18 protein-coding genes are annotated in these 18,260 nt (G+C 40.9%); 8 read left to right on the top strand and 10 right to left on the bottom strand.

The features are described from left to right. Positions 1–3 precede the first annotated feature (3 nt). Both A9267_RS13385 and A9267_RS13380 read right to left on the bottom strand, forming a co-directional pair. A complete protein-coding gene (locus A9267_RS13385) occupies positions 4–1,011 on the bottom strand; it encodes a helix-turn-helix transcriptional regulator (protein ID WP_065109514.1) in 1,008 nt (335 codons plus the stop codon). 143 nt (positions 1,012–1,154) lie between these two features. Further along, on the bottom strand, positions 1,155–2,327 hold the full coding sequence (locus A9267_RS13380) for an endonuclease/exonuclease/phosphatase family protein (RefSeq protein ID WP_065109513.1): 1,173 nt from the start codon (positions 2,325–2,327) through the stop codon (positions 1,155–1,157). A gap of 236 nt (positions 2,328–2,563) precedes the next feature. Here A9267_RS13380 and A9267_RS13375 point away from each other — a divergent pair, with 236 nt between their 5' ends. From A9267_RS13375 to A9267_RS13360, 5 genes are all read left to right on the top strand, one after another. After that, positions 2,564–3,946, top strand: coding sequence for a DUF4397 domain-containing protein (locus A9267_RS13375; protein ID WP_065109512.1), 1,383 nt, complete (start codon positions 2,564–2,566; stop codon positions 3,944–3,946). A 151-nt stretch (positions 3,947–4,097) separates the two neighbouring features. Next, entirely contained in the window at positions 4,098–4,748 is a 651-nt protein-coding gene (locus tag A9267_RS13370; RefSeq protein ID WP_080916654.1) for a CIA30 family protein, read from the top strand. 98 nt (positions 4,749–4,846) lie between these two features. Beyond that, on the top strand, positions 4,847–5,455 hold the full coding sequence (locus A9267_RS13365) for an HAD family hydrolase (RefSeq protein WP_065109511.1): 609 nt from the start codon (positions 4,847–4,849) through the stop codon (positions 5,453–5,455). A gap of 408 nt (positions 5,456–5,863) precedes the next feature. Further along, positions 5,864–6,004, top strand: a complete 141-nt coding sequence (locus A9267_RS21795; protein ID WP_156003341.1) for a hypothetical protein — start codon at positions 5,864–5,866, stop codon at positions 6,002–6,004. A 389-nt stretch (positions 6,005–6,393) separates the two neighbouring features. Next, positions 6,394–6,609 carry a TIGR02450 family Trp-rich protein gene (locus A9267_RS13360; RefSeq protein ID WP_065109510.1) on the top strand — a complete coding sequence of 72 codons (216 nt, stop codon included), beginning with the start codon at positions 6,394–6,396 and terminating at the stop codon, positions 6,607–6,609. A 35-nt stretch (positions 6,610–6,644) separates the two neighbouring features. Here the strand turns inward: A9267_RS13360 and A9267_RS13355 are convergent, their stop codons facing one another. The 5 genes from A9267_RS13355 to A9267_RS13340 all read right to left on the bottom strand — a co-directional run bounded on the left by A9267_RS13355 (position 6,645) and on the right by A9267_RS13340 (position 9,914). After that, entirely contained in the window at positions 6,645–7,550 is a 906-nt protein-coding gene (locus A9267_RS13355; RefSeq protein WP_065109509.1) for a J domain-containing protein, read from the bottom strand. 553 nt (positions 7,551–8,103) lie between these two features. Beyond that, positions 8,104–8,409 carry a DUF1330 domain-containing protein gene (locus A9267_RS13350; protein ID WP_065109508.1) on the bottom strand — a complete coding sequence of 102 codons (306 nt, stop codon included), beginning with the start codon at positions 8,407–8,409 and terminating at the stop codon, positions 8,104–8,106. A 77-nt stretch (positions 8,410–8,486) separates the two neighbouring features. After that, positions 8,487–9,161 carry a nitroreductase family protein gene (locus tag A9267_RS13345; protein ID WP_065109507.1) on the bottom strand — a complete coding sequence of 225 codons (675 nt, stop codon included), beginning with the start codon at positions 9,159–9,161 and terminating at the stop codon, positions 8,487–8,489. 88 nt (positions 9,162–9,249) lie between these two features. Then, on the bottom strand, positions 9,250–9,414 hold the full coding sequence (locus tag A9267_RS21545; protein WP_080916659.1) for a YbaM family protein: 165 nt from the start codon (positions 9,412–9,414) through the stop codon (positions 9,250–9,252). Positions 9,415–9,539: 125 nt separating this feature from the next. Next, positions 9,540–9,914 (bottom strand): PH domain-containing protein, encoded by a 375-nt coding sequence (locus tag A9267_RS13340; RefSeq protein ID WP_055025099.1) that lies wholly within the window; start codon positions 9,912–9,914, stop codon positions 9,540–9,542. Positions 9,915–10,115: 201 nt separating this feature from the next. Here A9267_RS13340 and A9267_RS13335 point away from each other — a divergent pair, with 201 nt between their 5' ends. Further along, positions 10,116–10,826 carry an NAD-dependent epimerase/dehydratase family protein gene (locus A9267_RS13335; RefSeq protein WP_065109506.1) on the top strand — a complete coding sequence of 237 codons (711 nt, stop codon included), beginning with the start codon at positions 10,116–10,118 and terminating at the stop codon, positions 10,824–10,826. A gap of 698 nt (positions 10,827–11,524) precedes the next feature. After that, positions 11,525–11,797 carry a hypothetical protein gene (locus A9267_RS13330; RefSeq protein ID WP_065109505.1) on the top strand — a complete coding sequence of 91 codons (273 nt, stop codon included), beginning with the start codon at positions 11,525–11,527 and terminating at the stop codon, positions 11,795–11,797. 214 nt (positions 11,798–12,011) lie between these two features. Here the strand turns inward: A9267_RS13330 and cydC are convergent, their stop codons facing one another. Next, a complete protein-coding gene (gene cydC, locus A9267_RS13325; protein ID WP_065109504.1) occupies positions 12,012–13,790 on the bottom strand; it encodes a heme ABC transporter ATP-binding protein/permease CydC in 1,779 nt (592 codons plus the stop codon). Further along, entirely contained in the window at positions 13,790–15,625 is a 1,836-nt protein-coding gene (gene cydD / locus A9267_RS13320; RefSeq protein ID WP_065109503.1) for a heme ABC transporter permease/ATP-binding protein CydD, read from the bottom strand. The genes cydC and cydD overlap by 1 nt, the downstream gene beginning before the upstream one ends. A gap of 336 nt (positions 15,626–15,961) precedes the next feature. Here cydD and A9267_RS13315 point away from each other — a divergent pair, with 336 nt between their 5' ends. After that, entirely contained in the window at positions 15,962–16,843 is an 882-nt protein-coding gene (locus A9267_RS13315; protein WP_065109502.1) for a GGDEF domain-containing protein, read from the top strand. Between the two features lie 56 nt (positions 16,844–16,899). Here the strand turns inward: A9267_RS13315 and A9267_RS13310 are convergent, their stop codons facing one another. Then, positions 16,900–17,967, bottom strand: a complete 1,068-nt coding sequence (locus A9267_RS13310) for a DUF3626 domain-containing protein (RefSeq protein ID WP_065109501.1) — start codon at positions 17,965–17,967, stop codon at positions 16,900–16,902. Positions 17,968–18,260 lie beyond the last annotated feature (293 nt).

The raw sequence follows: 18,260 nt of genomic DNA, 5'->3' as shown, positions 1-18,260 counted from the left end.
AAACTAAGTCGTAACGTTTTGATACTGCCTAGACATTTTATTAATTAAACGGGCAAAGTGATCCCTGAGCCTTTCTGGAGCAATAACTTCAACGTTGTCAGCCATCTCCCATAAGAAAGCTCTTAGTCTTGGCGTATCACTCACACTGGCATTTACCTTATATTGTCCACTTGATAAGTACTCAATGGTTTGGTTTTCGCTTAGTTTAGATTGATGGAAGATGAAATTAGCTTTTGGCGATACGTGTAACTCTATGTCAATTAACGTCGATGAATTATCAATACCAGTTCGAGCAATATCAAAATCATCTCGAGTAATTGCTGGCGTCTCAAGCAGACGAATATCTCTTAATTGCTCGATAGACTGAACATAGCGTTTTTCATGAGCAGACCCAACAGTAAAAGCCAATAAAGCGACCCCCTCTGAAATAGTGATACCTTCGGGATTTATCGGTTCGTAGTTAATCCAATAACTTTTGCCTTTAATCATTTTTTGAATTTGGCAAGCCAGCTGGCGCTTGTGCAACAATGCATACTGAACCGTCTCGAACGCTTTTGGATCTTGCTCTGCGTAAATAAGCGGAAAGGGCTTGGGTAATTGAGCAACCCGGCATGCCCAATACAACCATGGATTATTAGGATCGCTCGCCAACACTTGATCAGCTCGTTCAAAATATGGCGTTAGCTGTTTTAAACTTTGCGGAGGCAATAACTGACTGGCGCTGTGCTTGAGCGTATGAAATGCGAGCGCCATATGTTGATCCATCAAAGTCAGGTTTAGCCCACGCCAGCAAGCTGCAATTGACCAACCAAATGGTTTATTGCGATCGTCCAATTCAAGACCAAATAACCCCATGTCACACATTGCTTTCAGTTCGCGCTGCACAGTTCTTAAACCGACATCAAAATCTCGGCTATTGAGCCTATCTGTCAACTCATTCGCCGTTATACGCCTAGGGTGATTAGGTATTTGTTCGAGCATGGCAAGTTGCCGCTGAATATTGGTCTGCATAAAGCATCATCTCCATTTCTAGAGTATTTAGCTTAATACTAACCTGCGACAAAATCTGTCGCAGCAAGATATTTTTATTTAAAAATAAATAAGTTACTTAGAGAAATAGATGAGAATAAACAGGTTGTATTGGACAAGCTGAGTTAGCTTCGCAATGTGAATGTCATCATAATAGGCGCATGATCTGTGCTGTCACTGTCCCGCTCGTATTCAGGTCTCACAAGGTGACGATCATGGGTTTGATAATCACTGACTTCGGCAAGGTTTTTAGGATGGCTAGCATCGAATTCACATGAAGCCAAAATATAATCCAATACTGAACCAGTATTGCCAAAATAGTGAGTTGCTTGACGTGCATATTTAAGAGGGTCTACAGGTGGTAAAACATCTTCTGCAATATCGGAATCTTCATCATGCAAACCTGACTCATACTCATCCTGCGCTAAAGTAGCATTCAATTTTTTTCTGGTCTGAAACAGCTCATATGTATCGAACAAACTGAATTCAGCAAAAGCGTCAGCTAACATTTTATCGTTCAATAATCTCAAGCTAGGATCGATAATATCATTACGAAATACTCGCTTACCGTTCGCTCTAAAAGCCTCTAATGCTGTGCTTTGCAACGTGTCATTAAAGTCACCCATTAATATTACTGGCAGCTGAGTTTTAGTGCGCTGCTTGGTGATTTCATTAAACAATAAAGCCGCTTCACTCCCACGTTGCATATTAGACGCCCAACTGCCAAGTGCTTGGCGAGCCATTAAATCGGCACCACCTTGCATACCTGACTCGGCAAGAGTATCGACTCCCATGCCACTGCGTTTAGATTTTAAATGCACCACATAACATTCGCATTCTCCAAACTCAGCTAATGCAATTTTTGCCCGTAAAGGTTTGCGACTAAAGCTAAAGTCATTAGCAATCCCCATAAGCGGCAACAAGGTTGCATCAGGTGTCACTAATGCGGATTCAATAATGGGATATTTGGATGCAATAGCCACCACAGGGCTTTGATAAACATAATCACTGATTAAACTAGGCTCATCTAAAGCGGCAAAATATTGATACCCTAATGGTGCCAATAACGCCTTTAAAGCATCAGGGCTGAACACTTCCTGAAAACCAATAATGTCAGGTTGATGTACCTCTAAATAATCGCAAATCCAATTGCACTTTTTCTGCCATTGCTGATGAGAATAGATATTTTCAAAGTCATAATACGCTGATGGCGGTTCAATAAAATTAAATAAATTAAACGAAACTACTTTAAAAATCGGAGATTTTTTTTGCTCATTGTTACTGCTTTTTTGAGTCACGAAAAATGCCTTAGGAACCCTATTCTGACTACAGGTTAAAGCTAAAAAGATTGAGTGTCGATGATAATTATCTATGGTTGCAAAAAGATTTTATCTATCTTAATTATCCAATATCCGCTGAAAAAAATGATCCTAAATTAGCAACTGCCGTATTACCCCTCGAAATCAGCGCATGAATTCAGCAATCAAACAGAAATTATTTAGCTCGTTTAAGAAACACTTTTGAGGAAAGAACGATGAAAAGGATCTACTCTCTTGCACTATGCTGTTCACTGATTGGTTTAACCGCTTGTTCAGATGATGACGATGATACAATTACAACAATTGATGCTGACGAAACGCCAGTTGTTACTTACGCAGACATACGTGTGATTCATGTTGGTAGCGACGCACCAATGGTTAATGTGACTGCCGATGGTGCAACGCTATTAAGTGATGTGGACTACGCCATGTCTAGTGGGTTATTAGAAGTTGCCACAGACACTTATTCAATCGCAGTTGATGCACAACTTGCTGACGGCACAACGCTTACCGTACTTGAAGCAGAACTTGCAGTGGCTGAAGATATGGAATATACCGCCGTTGCTCTGGGTAAGGTAAGTGACGAAACCTTAATGCTCAAACTCATTGCAAATGAAGAATCTGACATCACTGCTGATAACGCTCGGGTACAAGTGTTACATGCAACACCAAGCGTAGGCCTTGTTGATATATATGTGACAGAACCAATGGTCGATATCACCATGATGGATCCTACCCTGTCAGCCAACTACATGGACAACAGCGATCAATTAGAAGTCCCCACAAGCGACTACCAAATTAGAATTACACCAGCAGGTGACAAAACGGTTGTTTTCGACTCAGGAACGGTCAATTTAGCTGCTGGAATGGATTACTTTATCTCTGCTATTCCAAATGAATGGTCAGGAGACTCACCAGTCGCCCTACTTGTTGCACTACCAGAAGGGCAAGTCCTTCTGAATGACGTTAATAGTGGTAGCGATATTCGTGTCGTACATGCAGTAGCTGATGCCCCCGCTGTAGATGTTTTCTTAGACGGCAGCACAACACCAGCTATTGATATGCTTTCATTTGGTAATTTCGCAGGCTACGTCAATATTCCAGAAGGCATGCACACTGTGACGGTAGCAGCAGATGCTGACAATTCGGTCGAAGTGATTAAAGATGCAGCTGTCGATCTGATGCAAGGCGCCAGTTATTCAGTCCTCGCTGTTGGCTCTCTTGCTGACAATGATATTAGCCCATGGGCTTTTGCAGAGCACACTCGACGCATTGCCACTGAAGCAAGACTAAATGTTATTCACGCATCTTATTCTGCTGGTAATGTTGATGTCTACCTAACACCAACAGCCGATATCAGTGATGCTGATCCAGCGCTAACAGATGTGCCATTTAAAGCAGCATCAGGCAGTTTAAGTGTTGCACCAGGTGATTACACCGTAAGTGTAACAGTAACAGGAACCAAAACCGTCGCCATAGGCCCACTTGCCGTATCATTAGCAGGAAATGGGTTATACAGCGTAGCTGCTGTTGATGCAGAAAATGACACTTCAATGTTCTCTGTCATTTTAATGGACGACTTTGTTGCCGAAGAATAGGCACCCAACACTGAAATGACTTTTCATTACTAATCTCCGTCCGACCCTTTTGCGGCTTATCTTTCACCCGAGATAAGTCGCTCTTTTATCCTGTTTTTACGTGTTGCTTTACACTCATCAATGTTGTCCGATTAAGCAAAAGGAGCCAGATATGATAGGCTTGTCCATAAAATCAAACCAACATTTTACCTCGTCAGGTGGCTTATTCGCACTTGTTGTTAAATGCTTGTTTGCTATAGCCGTTTACGGTTTTTTACTCTCCAGCTTTGGGAGCCGTGCCATGGAAATACAGTTTGCCTCTTCAGATAAATTAACCCCCGCAAGGATAAGCAATGACTCTGTCATGGGTGGCATATCCTCTAGCCAAATTGAAATTAACCATAGTGCCACGACAAAAGCCGATATTAACTCCTCAGGCCATGTGCACTTTAGCGGTCAAGTGTCTTTAGAAAACAATGGCGGCTTTGCCTCAATGGAGTATCAAATCACTTCATCCATTCCCGCAACAAAACAAGTCAAATTAACGGTACTGGGCGACGGGAAGCAGTATCAGCTAAGATTTAAAACCTCGGAGCTTTCATTTGGCGAAGCCTATGTAGCCAACTTTGAAACCACAAAGGGCCAAGTCACCGAGCATTTATTTAGCCAGACCGATTTTGCTGCCCAATTTCGTGGAAGAAGTATAAACGCACCAACAATCGAATTTAATAACGTTAATCGAGTGGGATTTTTGATTGCGAATAAACAAGCTGGCGCATTCTCATTACAGCTAGACAGTATTGAATTTGAAGAGCATGATTAATGGGTGCTTCTATGCTGTTCGAGTTAGCATTAATATGTGCAAAAAATCAGCTGAAGTCACTTTATAAAGTGAATGTAAAGTAGGAATAAGGACCACTAATGAGCCCATTAACAGGCATTCAGGGTGTTATATTTGATTTAGATGGCACATTAGTAGAGTCGGAGCTTAACTTTACCCATATAAAACAAGAGTTAGCATGCCCGCTTAATATCGATATCTTAGATTTTATTGATGCATTACCAACTCATATTGAAAGACAACGAGCACACGATATCATCATTCAACATGAAACCAATGATGCTCTAAATGCTAAAGCCTTACCCAATATGCACCCGTTACTCAACACCCTTAAAGCCTTGTCGTTGCCTTGTGCCATAGTCACTCGAAACAGCAAAGCAGCCACAGCCACTAAACTTACCCAAAATAATATTGATATTGATTTAGTCTTAACCCGAGAATGTTATCCTGCAAAACCCGCTCCCGATGCGCTACTGGCGATAGCTAAACAATGGCAATTACCCGCTAAGACGCTCATTTATGTAGGTGATTACCTCTATGATATTCAAGCGGCTAAAAATGCTGGCATGACATCTGTTTTTATCAATCATCATAAGCAACCCGATTATCAAACACAGGCTGATGTCATCGTTAATAATCTCGCCCAATTACAACAGGCAATACAAGCTTCGAACCCTGCATCAACCTAAAAAAGCGAATGAGACCATTATTTTCGATAAATGTATTTCAACGAAAGGAATATTTTAACGAAGAGGCCTTAGCTAACTTAGTGTACATACCCATTTTAACTAACCACTCAAATGACAATTCAAATCAAAAACAACCAAAAATAAAGCCCACCATACGCAGTAACATTGCCAACCAATGCGTTAAAAAAACACCAGACTCTTAACAAAACTGATTCGAGATTGTTAAGTTTTACCTCGTAAACGCCAAAATTAGAGTAATAACTTTAAGTTTTGATGGTTTATTAATCTGTTCTTGCTAATATTCGCGCCCCTTAATCAGCTAGCCACTAAAATTAATTTTTCGTTAGTTGATATCAAGTGACCTATAGATGTCACTTAATCCCATTGTAATGACTAAGAGGTAAACAAATGAGCGAAGTAGAAGTGTTTCTTGACATGTTGTGGAGCGAGAGTGGAGCGATGGTGTTAGGAATGATTGGTTTTTATGCACTTTGCTTATCAATCGTTTGCCTAGTATGCGATAACATGAAACAGCCTACTGCTGAATAAACCAACGCTTTATTTAACAAGCGAAATTAAACACGTAGCTAGCCTGTTGCTAAGCTACGTGTTGTTATTTTCCCCCATGAATCATGACTTAACTGCTGTCAAAGTAGGTAAGATCCTAAAGCCCTCAACACTCATCATCTGGCTTGGTTGCTAGTGACGCATTTATTCATTTCAACAAAATGCCCAATATCATGTCCCTTTGCACTGAGTTCAGCATTCACGAATAAGAAATAGTGAACCTCATAAGCGATTTTCAGCATTCTTAACTAAAGCGTTAACTAAAGAGTTAATCGCAGCCATTGGGCAATGAACTTTATTAGAAATGTCTACGTATGAAGTTAATATGCCTAGCAAATTACTGTCCTTAGCATTAACTATTAAGGAAAATGATGAACCCTTTACACCCTAAAAAGCTATTACACAGCAAGTGGACTAAAGTAAATGTCACCCAAAAACTTAAACACTTTTCGGTGATTAAGGTGAGTAAGGACGAAGATCAGAATGTCATCGAGTGCATTATTCGCGCTGAAATGAATGCACAAGAGTTTTCTATTAATTGGCGAGATTTAAAGGACAATCGTCAATGGCTCCAAGGCTGGAAGTAAGCCCTGAAAATAAGCCTAACCAGTGCTTATGCACCTTAAAAAACAACAATGGATACACTCACAAGCAAGCATAAACTCACCACGATGACGGCAGCGCCTTTACATACTCCTTTTTTTGTTACGCTCAAAAGGGGCTCATATAGCTTCGTTGCACTTTTTGCCCTTGGTGTTACCTGAGACAAGCGATGTTCGCCTTCAATCTGTGTAAATATGTCTTCTGTTGACGCTTGGAAAGAGATCGGCGAAGTCCCCCCTTCTTTTTGAGTCGTTTTTCTGCGTCGATGATGACTCGAATCGACGTCATTTTGATTATGCTTAAAAATAGATTCTGTTAAATCAATGACTTCATTTTCAATGTTGACCTCTATCCCTTGTAGCTTAAATAACTCATCGACAGTCACTTTTTCTGACACACTCGTTGCACTAAGTAAGCCTTCAGCCAAGGGTTTGATATTTTGCTCCTCATCAAAAAAGCGTCGTATATATTGGGCACACATGATGTATGCCAAGCGTTCTGCCTCTTCAAAACGCTGACTTTCAATTAAGTAAGCCTTAAAAGAAATTGCTAATACCATAGACAAACCAGAGAGGTTATCAAAAAGCTCTTGTAATTGAGGGTATTGCTCAACCCGTTCAGTCCATTGAGCCATGTGGTCGCCATCAACTTCAAACTCATAGTCCATATCAGGTACATCGACTAACAGATCAGAAGATTTATTCAGCTGATAGTGTTGCCATAATTCATCGTAGGCACGGCGTTTGGTAACGGACTTTAGGATGTCATACGACACCGCAATGTTGGCAAGTTTGACATCGGTATCAGCATATTCACTTTGATAATCGTCAGAATGATAAAATAAGTATAAGCTTTCGTAGGCTGCTGATATTTCCTCAGCATCTGCATCTTGGCTTATTCCCAACGTCAAATATAAGTTTTCCATGAACGCCCTAGGCAATATGATATTGTTCTGCGCCATACTAACCAGCACAGTAAAGTCATTGACAGTTAATCGATATAGGGTTTACTCACTAATTTATCGTGAACGACATTAAAAAGCTGCGCTAAAAACCCATCACCCAAAACTATAGCGACCACCACTATAAATAACCGTTGCCCAGCGCTAAAAAACCATCAAAAATTAAATAAATAATCGTAAAAACAATTTATTAACTCATATGTCACTTTATTTATCGCCATCAAATTATTGAATACAAGCTATTCCAAAGATAACAAAACAAAGGAAGGACAAATACACAGTCATAAGACTTGGTATTAACACATAGATATCAGCACATTGAAGTGAGTCTCTAAAGTGAGTCGAAAATGATTAGTGACTGATGCTAGATAACTTATGTAAAAATTAAAATGTGTAAGATTTAAAAGGTGTAAGGTTTAAAATGGTAAGTCGACATCATTAGCAAGAAATAAAACACGTCATTATCGCCTGCATAATGCCATAGCAGATCATTTCTCCTATCAATGCGTAACCTTCATCATAGCGTCGTTTCGTGTAAACCAATCACAGTTGCATGAGACACTGAATGCATAAAGTGACGCTGTTTTACCACTAAGTATTCAGGATCATTAAAAAATGTGTCCATTACCGTCTGCGAGGGAAACTCGATGGTAAATACCCTATTAATATGATGTTCCGTTTTACTTTTTAGCACTTTTGAGACTTCAAAATCGTAACCGAAACTGCCACCATAACGCGTCAAAATCGGCATCATAGCTTCTCGATAACGCTGATACTCAGCGGCATCACTCACATGCAACCCCATTATTCGCTGAAACCCCATGTTTGCTCTCCTGTAAACGTTAATACTTGATGCTTATGATCGCCTTAATGGGCCTGTGAACAGGCCCATTAAGTGAATTAATCAATAAAATCACTTATCTCAGGCAAACTTTTCTTATCAAGAGCATGTTGTGGCACCGTGGCATTTTCATCAGGATAGCCAGCAACAATCAACATATATGGTCGCTCATTATCGTTATCTCGACCGCACACTTTACTTAAAAATGACATAGGTTTAGGAGTATGCGTTAAAGTACCAAGGCCTGCATTGTGCAACGCTTGCAGTAAAAAACCTGTCGCAATACCAACCGATYCATGCACATAGTAATTTTGCTTCTGCTCACCATTATCTTCGCTACGTTTTTTAGTAAAAACGGCAATTAACCAAGGGGCTGTTTCAAGGTAAGGCTTGCTGGCATTGGTACCTAAAGGCTTTAAATTATCTAGCCATTCCTCACCACCTCGCCCAGCATAAAATGCTTGTTCGATGGCTTCTGCTTGCTCACGAATTTGTGCTTTCACTTCAGGGTTACTAATAGCGACAAAATGCCAAGGTTGATGATTAGCACCATTTGGCGCTGTCCCAGCAGCTAAAATACATTGTTCGATTATCGCTTGTGGCACAGGTCTATCAGAAAATTTCCGAATAGAATGACGACGTTTCACATTTTGATAATTTGACTTAGCCCGCTCAAGCATTTCATCTTGAGGGTATTCGATAAAGTCTGTTAATGGCAGGTGCGCTTCAGTCATAAATGTTCCTTATTATTTTAGTTCGAACTTGCTTAATCACACTTGGCTTATTGCTACTCACATACTCCTAAGCCATACGACACGCAAACTATTGCTTCTCTAACTTCTTTTTAAAATCATCTAACGTAATTTGTAATGCTTCAATTGCGGTCACTGTATCTATGTTGTTTTCTTCAAGTAATTGAATTAAATCGACTGCAAGTTGAATCGATTTAGGTGCGTCATTTAATGATGCGTGCTGTTTGTCGGTCATTATTTACAAAGCCATCCGATATTAATGCAATGTCATGTCACTGTGCTTCTTAGCAAGCAATTGTTGAAACGCCCAAACTAGGTAAGCGACATAACTGTCATTTAACTAAAAGTAGTGAACAGGCATTACAATGAAAAGTTGGCTATTGCCTTTTGAATTCCCACGACATCCGTTCCTTTTTTAAGCTCTTTTACTATCGGGTGTTCGGTACCAGAGATATAAATTTTTAACTCAGCATCCATGTCGAATGTTCCAGCAGTTTCAACAATAAAGTGGGTCATAGATTTATATGGCACGGAGTGATAACTGACTTTTTTGCCAGTCATGCCTTGCTTATCAATTAAAATCAAACGCTTGTCGGTAAATACAAACATGTCACGGATTAATTTGTAGCCCATATGCACAGATTCATTATCAGCTAAAATCGGTGACAGCTCTTGCTGAAGTTCTGTTAAATCCATTTCAGATGAATTACCTAAAATCGCATCAAAAAGTCCCATTATGTTCTCCTTGGGGGTAGCTGAAACCAGCAACTAAAATAGTGCGGTATCTGAGATTAATACACAAGTTAAACGCGCCTTTTGAGTAATTCAAGTTAGTTATCACCAATATTCAAACAACATCTGGTTTATCAATGGAAGCTATTAAAAATGAAAACCTGTTAAAATAAGTCTTACGCGATTACATGATCTGGGAATAAAATGAACGCTGTCATCATTGGCGCAACAGGATTAATTGGTCAGCTGCTATTACAAGAGCTACTGGCTAATGAGGCTTATGAGCAAGTGGTTGTGATTGGCCGTCGTCGGCCCACTATCAACACTACTCAGCAAGGCGCTGCCAAGTTGTGCTTTATGCAAGCCCAGTTAGATCAAATACCTACACTTAGTTTACCCGTAAAAATCGACCATGCTTTTTGCTGTTTAGGTACCACGATGAAGCAAGCTGGTAGTCAGGCTAACTTCATAAAAGTCGATTACCAAGCTGTACTCGATTTTGGCAGATTGATTGTGGCCCATCAAAGTGATAATGGCACAGCGTTATTCGTTGTTACCGCACTGAATGCTAATCCCAATTCAAAGGTATTTTATAATCGTATTAAAGGTGAAATACAGCGTGATTTAGCGCTACTGCCTATAACCAGCATTCACTATTTTCAGCCAAGTTTGTTATTAGGGAGTCGTGCTGATAAGCGCACTTTAGAAGATATTGGCCAGAAGTTTTTTGCTATTGCATCAGGGGTATTTATTGGCCCCTTAGTCAAGTACAAACCCATTACAGGGAAACTTGTGGCTGACAACATGTTGGCAGCTGCTGTTAAATCAAATACTGAGTTAATAAGTGAGCCATCGTTAGAGACAAAAGCTGTAAGGATTATTGATAATAAGCAGATGCATCAAATGGTTAACTGAGTTTTATCCTAATTTTTAGTTATCATTTTGAAGTTATAACTTTGAATAAGCCAACGTCGTGGCGCTTCGCCCACACCCGATGAAAGGGAAACAACAGCATTTCCCTTTTCGCTGATTTTCATAAGAGCCTTGTCGCCCCTACGAAATTGCTCTTAAAAGCGAGCAAGCCTCATGCATATTCAATGGGGAACATCGAGCCTGCAAGTTCATTTGTTGTTACATAACCCATTCTGTAAAGCTTTAAACTGATTTTGATCTTCTTTGAATGTTCAATTTGAATTGAGCCTAAAAATTTTTAGTGCCTATTATTAACAAATACTGTCAAATCGAAGAGGCAATAATCCCAGTGTAGATGCAGCGGCGAGCTTCCAAAACATGGATGTTTTGGCAGAGCTTACATGGACGTACTTGCAGCGTCTCGCAGTTGTATCTGCACATAAGCCTGCGGCAGGCAATGGATTAGATTGAGGTTATGGTCTATCACCAATTAACCAAGAAAAATAAAGTATTGAATTTAATATACAAAACAGGTTATTTATATATTAATAAGGACAGAGTGGGTTAGTCTCAAAAGCATTATTGAGAACACCATTTAAGGAAGAAAAAGCCATTCAAGAATGTGCCTCAATCAACCTTTTAAAGTTTACTCTGACCAGACTAATTTTTTGACGTTATGAGTAAAATGGAGTAATCGGGAAATGGAATATTTGTACATTATTCTTTTGGTTGCTGTAGTTTTGAATATCTTAGTATCAGTTTCTACATTTAAACGTGATGATTTTGAAAAAGGGCCAAAAATTGCACAAATTATTTTAATTTGGCTGGTACCTTTTATTACTGCAATTGGAATTTGGTTCTTTCATCGTAGCTTTGATGAAACCTATAAATCTCAAAAGCCATCTCGTGGTGGCGAAGATGCTGATAGCTTTGATACAAGGAAGCATAATAACCATGAGCATATGGGAGATTAATTAATCGCTTAAGAGATATGTGGAGGGGCAAAGCAAACTTTATTGTCCGCCTCATTCCCAACCTAACAATACCCAACTTCAATTTAGGCTGAAACTAAAAACGCTAACCGCTTGGTTGTTACCCAAATCGATTAGCGTTTTTTATTGCCATTAACCTTTCAAAAAGTGCTTTCCAACAGCTTCTTAAACGATAACAAAAACAAAAACAGTCCTATTACGCTTCTTTGCCTAAATGCTGATATAAGCGCTGATAATCAGTATTGTCTGACATTAATTGTTGATGACGGCCACTGGCTTTGATTTTGCCGTTTTCCATCATATGAATACAATCCATTTCAGCCATGGCAGTTAAACGGTGGCTTATCATCAACATGGTTTTGCCTTTTGCTAAGGTAAATAATAAACGTAAGATTTCACGTTCTGTTCGCTTATCTAACCCTTCTGTTGGCTCATCTAGTAATAAAATGGGCGCATCACGTAGTAAGGCTCTAGCGACCCCGATTCGGCGCTGCTCTCCGCCTGATAACTGTCTGCCGCCTTCACCAATCCAGCTATCTAGGCCAATCTCTTCACCTCGATCGGTAACCGTTTTAGAGGTTAATAAGGTTTCAAGTCCAACCTGCTTCAGTACCTCAGTTAAGCGTTCATCATTCGCACGCCTTTTTTGACCTGGGACATGGGGTAAGGCAATCGAGAGGTTATCTCTCACTGTGCCCGCAAATAAATGAATGCGTTGACTGACGACAGTCATAGATGCTCGCAGTGTGGCTTCATCATATTCAGCAATATCGAGACCGCCTAAGGTAATTTGCCCTTGCTGCGGCTGCCACTCACGTGTGATCAAGCTTAATAAACTCGACTTGCCACAGCCTGTTGCGCCTAATAACGCGACTTTACTCCCTTGAGGTATGTGCAGGTTGAGTGCCGACAATACTGGGCTGTTTGCTTGATAACCAAACTGAATATCGTTAAGAATAAGCTCACTTTGTGGTAACTGGCCAACATCTCCGAACCTAATATCTGCAGTTTGCTCAGTCACTTCAGAGATCCGTTTTGCCGCTAATACACAACCAGATAAGTGTTGAAATGCGCCAGCAATCGGCATCATCATTTCAATGGTCGCCATGGTGGCAAAAACCATCATAGCCATTAATGGGCCTGGCGGTACGCTTTCACCCACACCTTGACCAGCAAGATACATCATCATCACCACAGCTGCGCCATTGACCATAATCAATAAGGCTTGGCTCAAACCAGTAATATGCGCCATTGCAGCTTGGCTATTGAAGAGCGCTAGCTCTGCTTGATGTAGCTTTTCACGGTAGCGAGCATTGGCCGAAAACAGCGTCAACTCTGCCTGACCTTGAATCACATCAAGCGCCAGCACCCGAAAACGGCGCTTATTATCAACAACCGCTTCACCGGGTTTTCTACCCAAACGATAGAACACTAACGGTAAAATTAACCATGCAGCCAATAACCAAACCGTTAAACTGATAGCGAGTGTGGCATCAAACCAAGCGATAAAGGCATATAGTGCACCGACCGTCAGCAATGATGCAGACATTGGTACTAATAATCGCAAGTATAAATGATCCAAAGTATCGATATCGGCCACTAACCGATTAAGCATATCCCCTTGCCTCAAACCTTGTAGGTTGATAGCACTCAATGGGAATAGCTTTTTCCAAGACCATACACGTAACTCGGTGAGTAATTTAAAGGTCGCTTCATGTGTTGCTAATCGTTCACCATATCGGCTTGCTGTGCGGGCGATAGATAAAAAACGTACACCACCAGCGGGGGTAAAAAAGTTAAACGCTAACGCCGTGGCCGCCGTTAAGCCCGCTATCGCAGTCGCCGATAAAAACCAGCCCGATAATGACAAGAGGCCGATGCCTGCAATAATCGTAGTGCAAGTGAGAAAAAGACCAATCAGCATCATGAACCACTGACGCTTAAACAGCTTAATGAAAGGCAATAATGACTTCATTACACGCCCTCCTTTTCATTATCAGCTGGCTCTGAAAGACTGAGCAAAACATCATTATCATCTTGCTGTTGCATGCTGCTGAATAAGCCACTGTGTTGGCTAAGTTCTGCATAATGCCCCTGCTGAACCAGCGAGCCATTATCAATCACTAAAATATTGTCCATATGTTGTAATTGCTCTAAGCGGTGCGTCACCATAATACAAGTTTGCGATGTCATCGCATCGTTCAGGGCACTTGAGACTAACTGCTCGCTATGGCTATCTAAGCTTGCTGTTGGCTCATCAAGCAAGAATAAGCTTGCGGGTTGAGCTAAGGCTCTAGCCAGTGCAATACGTTGCGCTTGCCCAACTGAAATCCCTGATGCTTGATCGCTAATGATGGTATCGAGCCCTTGTTGCTGACTGGAGACAAACTCTGCAATATTGGCTTTTTCCAACAACCCCATTACTTGATTGTCGTTTAACTCTGGATTCGCTAGGCACACATTGTCACGGATTGAACCATGAAATAGCTGAGGATCTTGCCCAAGCCAAGCAAGATGCGTTCGCCATTGCTGCTTATCTATCACACTCAATTCAACGCCATTAACATTGAGTGAGCCTTTGTAAGGCAAAAAACCGAGCAACGCATTCAATATACTGGTTTTGCCAGCTCCGCTTGGGCCAACAACAGCAACTTTTTGACCCGATTGGATCTCAAATGAAATTGGGCCGAGTAGCCGCTCTCCTGACAAGGTGAGCACCTCAAAGTCTGTGGCTGTGATAGCGATTTTTGATAACGACACTTGATGGTGCTGTGCGGTTTGCTCACTAAACTTACCATCAACCTGCTTCAACGGGTTGGGGTGCTCAAGCAATTCAACTAACGCCTCTGCCGCCCCAATAGCCTGAGCTTTGGCATGATAATGAGTCCCTAAATCACGTAATGGTTGAAAAAACTCTGGGGCTAATATCAAAATAAACAAGCCGGTGAACAGGCTAATTCCTGCGCCATAATGACCAAAATTAAGATGGTCTAAATAACTAAAGCCAAAATACACAGCTAATACTGCAATAGATAATGCCGCAAAAAACTCCAACACCGCCGAACTTAAAAAAGCCATTCGAAGTACAGACATGGTTCGTTGTCTAAAGTCCTCTGACGCAGCTTCAATTTTATTCACTTCCGTATCGCCACGGTGGAACAGTTTAAGGGTGCTTAACCCTTTTAACCTATCCATAAAATGGCCACTTAAACGAGATAGCGCGCTGAAATTTTTACGGTTAGCATCAGCAGCGCCCATCCCCACCAAAATCATAAACATAGGAATTAATGGCGCTGTTGCAAATAAAATAACCCCTGCAGCCCAGTTCATCGGAAATACTGACACCAAGATAATCAGTGGAATAAAACCTGCGAGCATCATTTGCGGTAAGTAGCGGGCGTAAAAGTCATGTAAGTCTTCTACCTGCTCTAGCACAATACTGGCCCAAGCCCCAGCAGGTTTCCCTTTGATAAATGCTGGGCCTAACTCTGTGAGCTTGTTTAAAACCGCCTCACGAATATCTCGACGTAATCGCTTACCAGCCTCAAAACTCAATCGCTCACGAACATATGCAAGTCCAGCTCGCACTAAAATGAGTACAACCAGTGCGATAAATTGATTAGTGAATTGACTCATTGGCGCTTCAAGCATGATCACACCGTGTAAAACATGAGCCAACAAATAGGCTTGTATTACTATTGCGACACCGTTTAGTGCCCCAGTAAAAATGCTGAGCTTCAAGAATATGCCACAAGAAGACTTTTGCTTTTTAAGCCATTGGCCGAGAGATTTTTCTAGATTTTTATCCATTTTATTCCTGAAAATGACAGCACTAATGAGGAAAATTGCCGCAGTATCGCAAGCTAACGGCCGAGATAACAGCCGTTTACAGAGAAGTGTTAACTGATTCACACATTGCTAATAAACACTGTGTTAATGATGAACTATAATTCTAAGCCATAGTCGTTATTAGCACAGTAAAAATAAGCTAAATATTTGTTCATCTTTGCCGTTAATATTAGTGCGATTTGAACCCTAATTGGAGAGGAAAAGTATATCCCCCTTCAATTATTGCCATGATGAAAACGATATAACCTATGTTGCCAGTCCACTTTCTTCTAATAGGGATAAAGAAGGTACATTAATATGGATGTTGATCTTTTAGTACGCAGAGCGCACGCCTTTAATCACTTATTTGACGCCGTCATAATTACAGATGCCGCTGGATTCATTATCGATTGGAATGATGGCGCACAGCATTTGTATGGCTACGCTAAAAAAGACATTATTGAGAAACCCATTGCCCAACTGCTTCTGCAAGAAGATAGCACCACGATGACAGAGTTGGTCAATAATGCGTTAGAGCAACATGGCAAATGGTCCGGTGAATTGCGCTTTTTACATCAAGACGGCTCAATGGGTTGGCAAGCGTCAACTTGTGTGCCTTTATTTGATGACAACCAGATGTTTATTGGCGCATTGATCGTCAATCGTGACATCACTCAACGGGTCAATCAGTCGCAGCTGCAATTGAACCAAGCCTGCTATGATCAACTCACTTCGCTACCTAACCGCTATTTATTAATGGATCGAGTGCAGCAATCTATCGAGCGTTGCAAACGCACACGAACTCGATTCAGCCTGTTATACATTGACTTAGATGAATTTAAAAAAGTGAATGATGCTGTTGGCCACCTGCAAGCTGACAAAGTGTTAGTAGAGATCACTTCAAGGTTACAACGGGTCATTAGAGAGTCAGATACGTTAGCCAGAATTGGGGCTGACGAATTCTTATTATTACTTGAAGATGTTACTGACAATAATGATATTTCTCAGATGGCAGAGGTATTAATTGCAACACTTGATACCCCATTTAGCCTGAATGACCAATCATTATTTCTCAACTGCAGTGTCGGCATCGCCACCTATCCAGATTCGGGTGAAGATTTTGATAAACTTATCAAAGCAGCTGATTTCGCTATGTATAAATCTAAACGTCAAGGAGGAGCAACATACCGCTTCGGCTAACACTCTGACTCTGATAATAGCCGAAACTCAATCATAGAAATGGGCTTAGTTAACCATTATGTTTGAGGTGGTTGAGCACCAAATTTAACCAATACATGCCACATCAATTTTAGTTGTTGTAGCTGCTGTGCCTGCTTACCACGTTCACTCCATGCAACTGGAGTTTCGGTTAATACTTGCGCAGCACGGCCAATAACTTCTGCATTAATCTTATTATCACGGGCTATTACCTTAGCTAATTCAGGCATAGTCGCTCCACGAAAATCAATGGGTACTTGCCCCACCTCAAGTTGGTATCCAGGGTGCCAAAGCAGCTCAATATCATATTCATCGCAAAGCAATTGCATTACATCGCCAGTATCTGTTGCTTTAAAGCTTGGATCCGCCACCAAATAAGCAATATCGTCATCTAAAGAAACATCACCATGAATCTGCGCTTCGATGTAATGATCCAAATTAGCCGATGCAGGTCTTAAAAAGCGCCTCTGAATCCCGAGTGGTAATTGCTGCTTAACATGATCCACAATATCTGCAGGCTTAATGTTATTAATACCTAACGCATATTGACGCTCAAAACATTCACTCAATAACGCAGCCAACACCACTTCAAAATTCGCTAATGTGCCTTTTTCCTTAGGTAAGCGATATGAATCCATATAACTAAAAGTGCAGCGAGACAGTAATTGCGCATGTGTAAGAAAATAGCAGCTACCAAATCGAGGCGCTGGCCCCATAGGGCACAAACCAATATCTAACGCACCATATTTAGGTCGCTGTTTCACGCCTGAGTAACACTGACCAAAAAGCTGATTCTCCCAATGATCACGCGGTCCACCTAGTTCAGGTGATAACTGACCATTGGATATATGCGTTTCAAATTGGCTTTTATACACCCCATCTTTAAGCAGTCCTGCAGCGACGGATATACCTCGGCTATCAAGACGGTCTGGGTGAAAGTGAAGTGCTACTCGGCCATGCTGATGCAACGAGTGCATAGCCTGTTGCACATCGAATGTAGGAATATTCGACATTAACAACACATTTTTAATCACTGAGCTAGAATGCTCACGAAGGCTGGCAATGGTGCTTTCGATATGGGATTGTGCTGCTGATTTTCGATTCATACCTGCACCTCCCTTGCATTTGATGTCGTTGACAATGATGAGAAACAACCTGCTAAGTTATTGTATTTCATTGTATGTAAAATAATCTGCTTTAGCACTGAAGATTAAAACTAATTCATTAAAAAATAGGCTTAAAACCCCATAATCGAATATTTACCTATAAGCGACAATAAAAGAAGAATATTTAATCGATTTAATGGCGCTCTAGCAGTGTTTCAGGTAAGCTTCACGGCCGCCATTTAGTGGCACCCTATTTAGTCATAGCAACATCAGTGTTGCCCAAAGAGATCATT

The sequence above is a fragment of the Shewanella sp. UCD-FRSSP16_17 genome (assembly GCF_001675935.1).
GTDB classification, from domain to species: Bacteria; Pseudomonadota; Gammaproteobacteria; order Enterobacterales; family Shewanellaceae; genus Shewanella; species Shewanella japonica.
This window is presented reverse-complemented; position numbering and strand designations above follow the sequence as displayed.

What these genes read in the sequence shown, in the direction of transcription:
- A9267_RS13385 (WP_065109514.1), bottom strand. Translation starts at nt 1,011, where the DNA reads ATGCAGACCAATATTCAGCGGCAACTTGCCATGCTCGAACAAATACCT.
- A9267_RS13375 (WP_065109512.1), top strand. Translation starts at nt 2,564, where the DNA reads ATGAAAAGGATCTACTCTCTTGCACTATGCTGTTCACTGATTGGTTTA.
- A9267_RS13370 (WP_080916654.1), top strand. Translation starts at nt 4,098, where the DNA reads ATGATAGGCTTGTCCATAAAATCAAACCAACATTTTACCTCGTCAGGT.
- A9267_RS13365 (WP_065109511.1), top strand. Translation starts at nt 4,847, where the DNA reads ATGAGCCCATTAACAGGCATTCAGGGTGTTATATTTGATTTAGATGGC.
- A9267_RS21795 (WP_156003341.1), top strand. Translation starts at nt 5,864, where the DNA reads ATGAGCGAAGTAGAAGTGTTTCTTGACATGTTGTGGAGCGAGAGTGGA.
- A9267_RS13360 (WP_065109510.1), top strand. Translation starts at nt 6,394, where the DNA reads ATGAACCCTTTACACCCTAAAAAGCTATTACACAGCAAGTGGACTAAA.
- A9267_RS13355 (WP_065109509.1), bottom strand. Translation starts at nt 7,550, where the DNA reads ATGGAAAACTTATATTTGACGTTGGGAATAAGCCAAGATGCAGATGCT.
- A9267_RS13350 (WP_065109508.1), bottom strand. Translation starts at nt 8,409, where the DNA reads ATGGGGTTTCAGCGAATAATGGGGTTGCATGTGAGTGATGCCGCTGAG.
- A9267_RS21545 (WP_080916659.1), bottom strand. Translation starts at nt 9,414, where the DNA reads ATGACCGACAAACAGCACGCATCATTAAATGACGCACCTAAATCGATT.
- A9267_RS13340 (WP_055025099.1), bottom strand. Translation starts at nt 9,914, where the DNA reads ATGGGACTTTTTGATGCGATTTTAGGTAATTCATCTGAAATGGATTTA.
- A9267_RS13335 (WP_065109506.1), top strand. Translation starts at nt 10,116, where the DNA reads ATGAACGCTGTCATCATTGGCGCAACAGGATTAATTGGTCAGCTGCTA.
- A9267_RS13330 (WP_065109505.1), top strand. Translation starts at nt 11,525, where the DNA reads ATGGAATATTTGTACATTATTCTTTTGGTTGCTGTAGTTTTGAATATC.
- cydC (WP_065109504.1), bottom strand. Translation starts at nt 13,790, where the DNA reads ATGAAGTCATTATTGCCTTTCATTAAGCTGTTTAAGCGTCAGTGGTTC.
- cydD (WP_065109503.1), bottom strand. Translation starts at nt 15,625, where the DNA reads ATGGATAAAAATCTAGAAAAATCTCTCGGCCAATGGCTTAAAAAGCAA.
- A9267_RS13315 (WP_065109502.1), top strand. Translation starts at nt 15,962, where the DNA reads ATGGATGTTGATCTTTTAGTACGCAGAGCGCACGCCTTTAATCACTTA.
- A9267_RS13310 (WP_065109501.1), bottom strand. Translation starts at nt 17,967, where the DNA reads ATGAATCGAAAATCAGCAGCACAATCCCATATCGAAAGCACCATTGCC.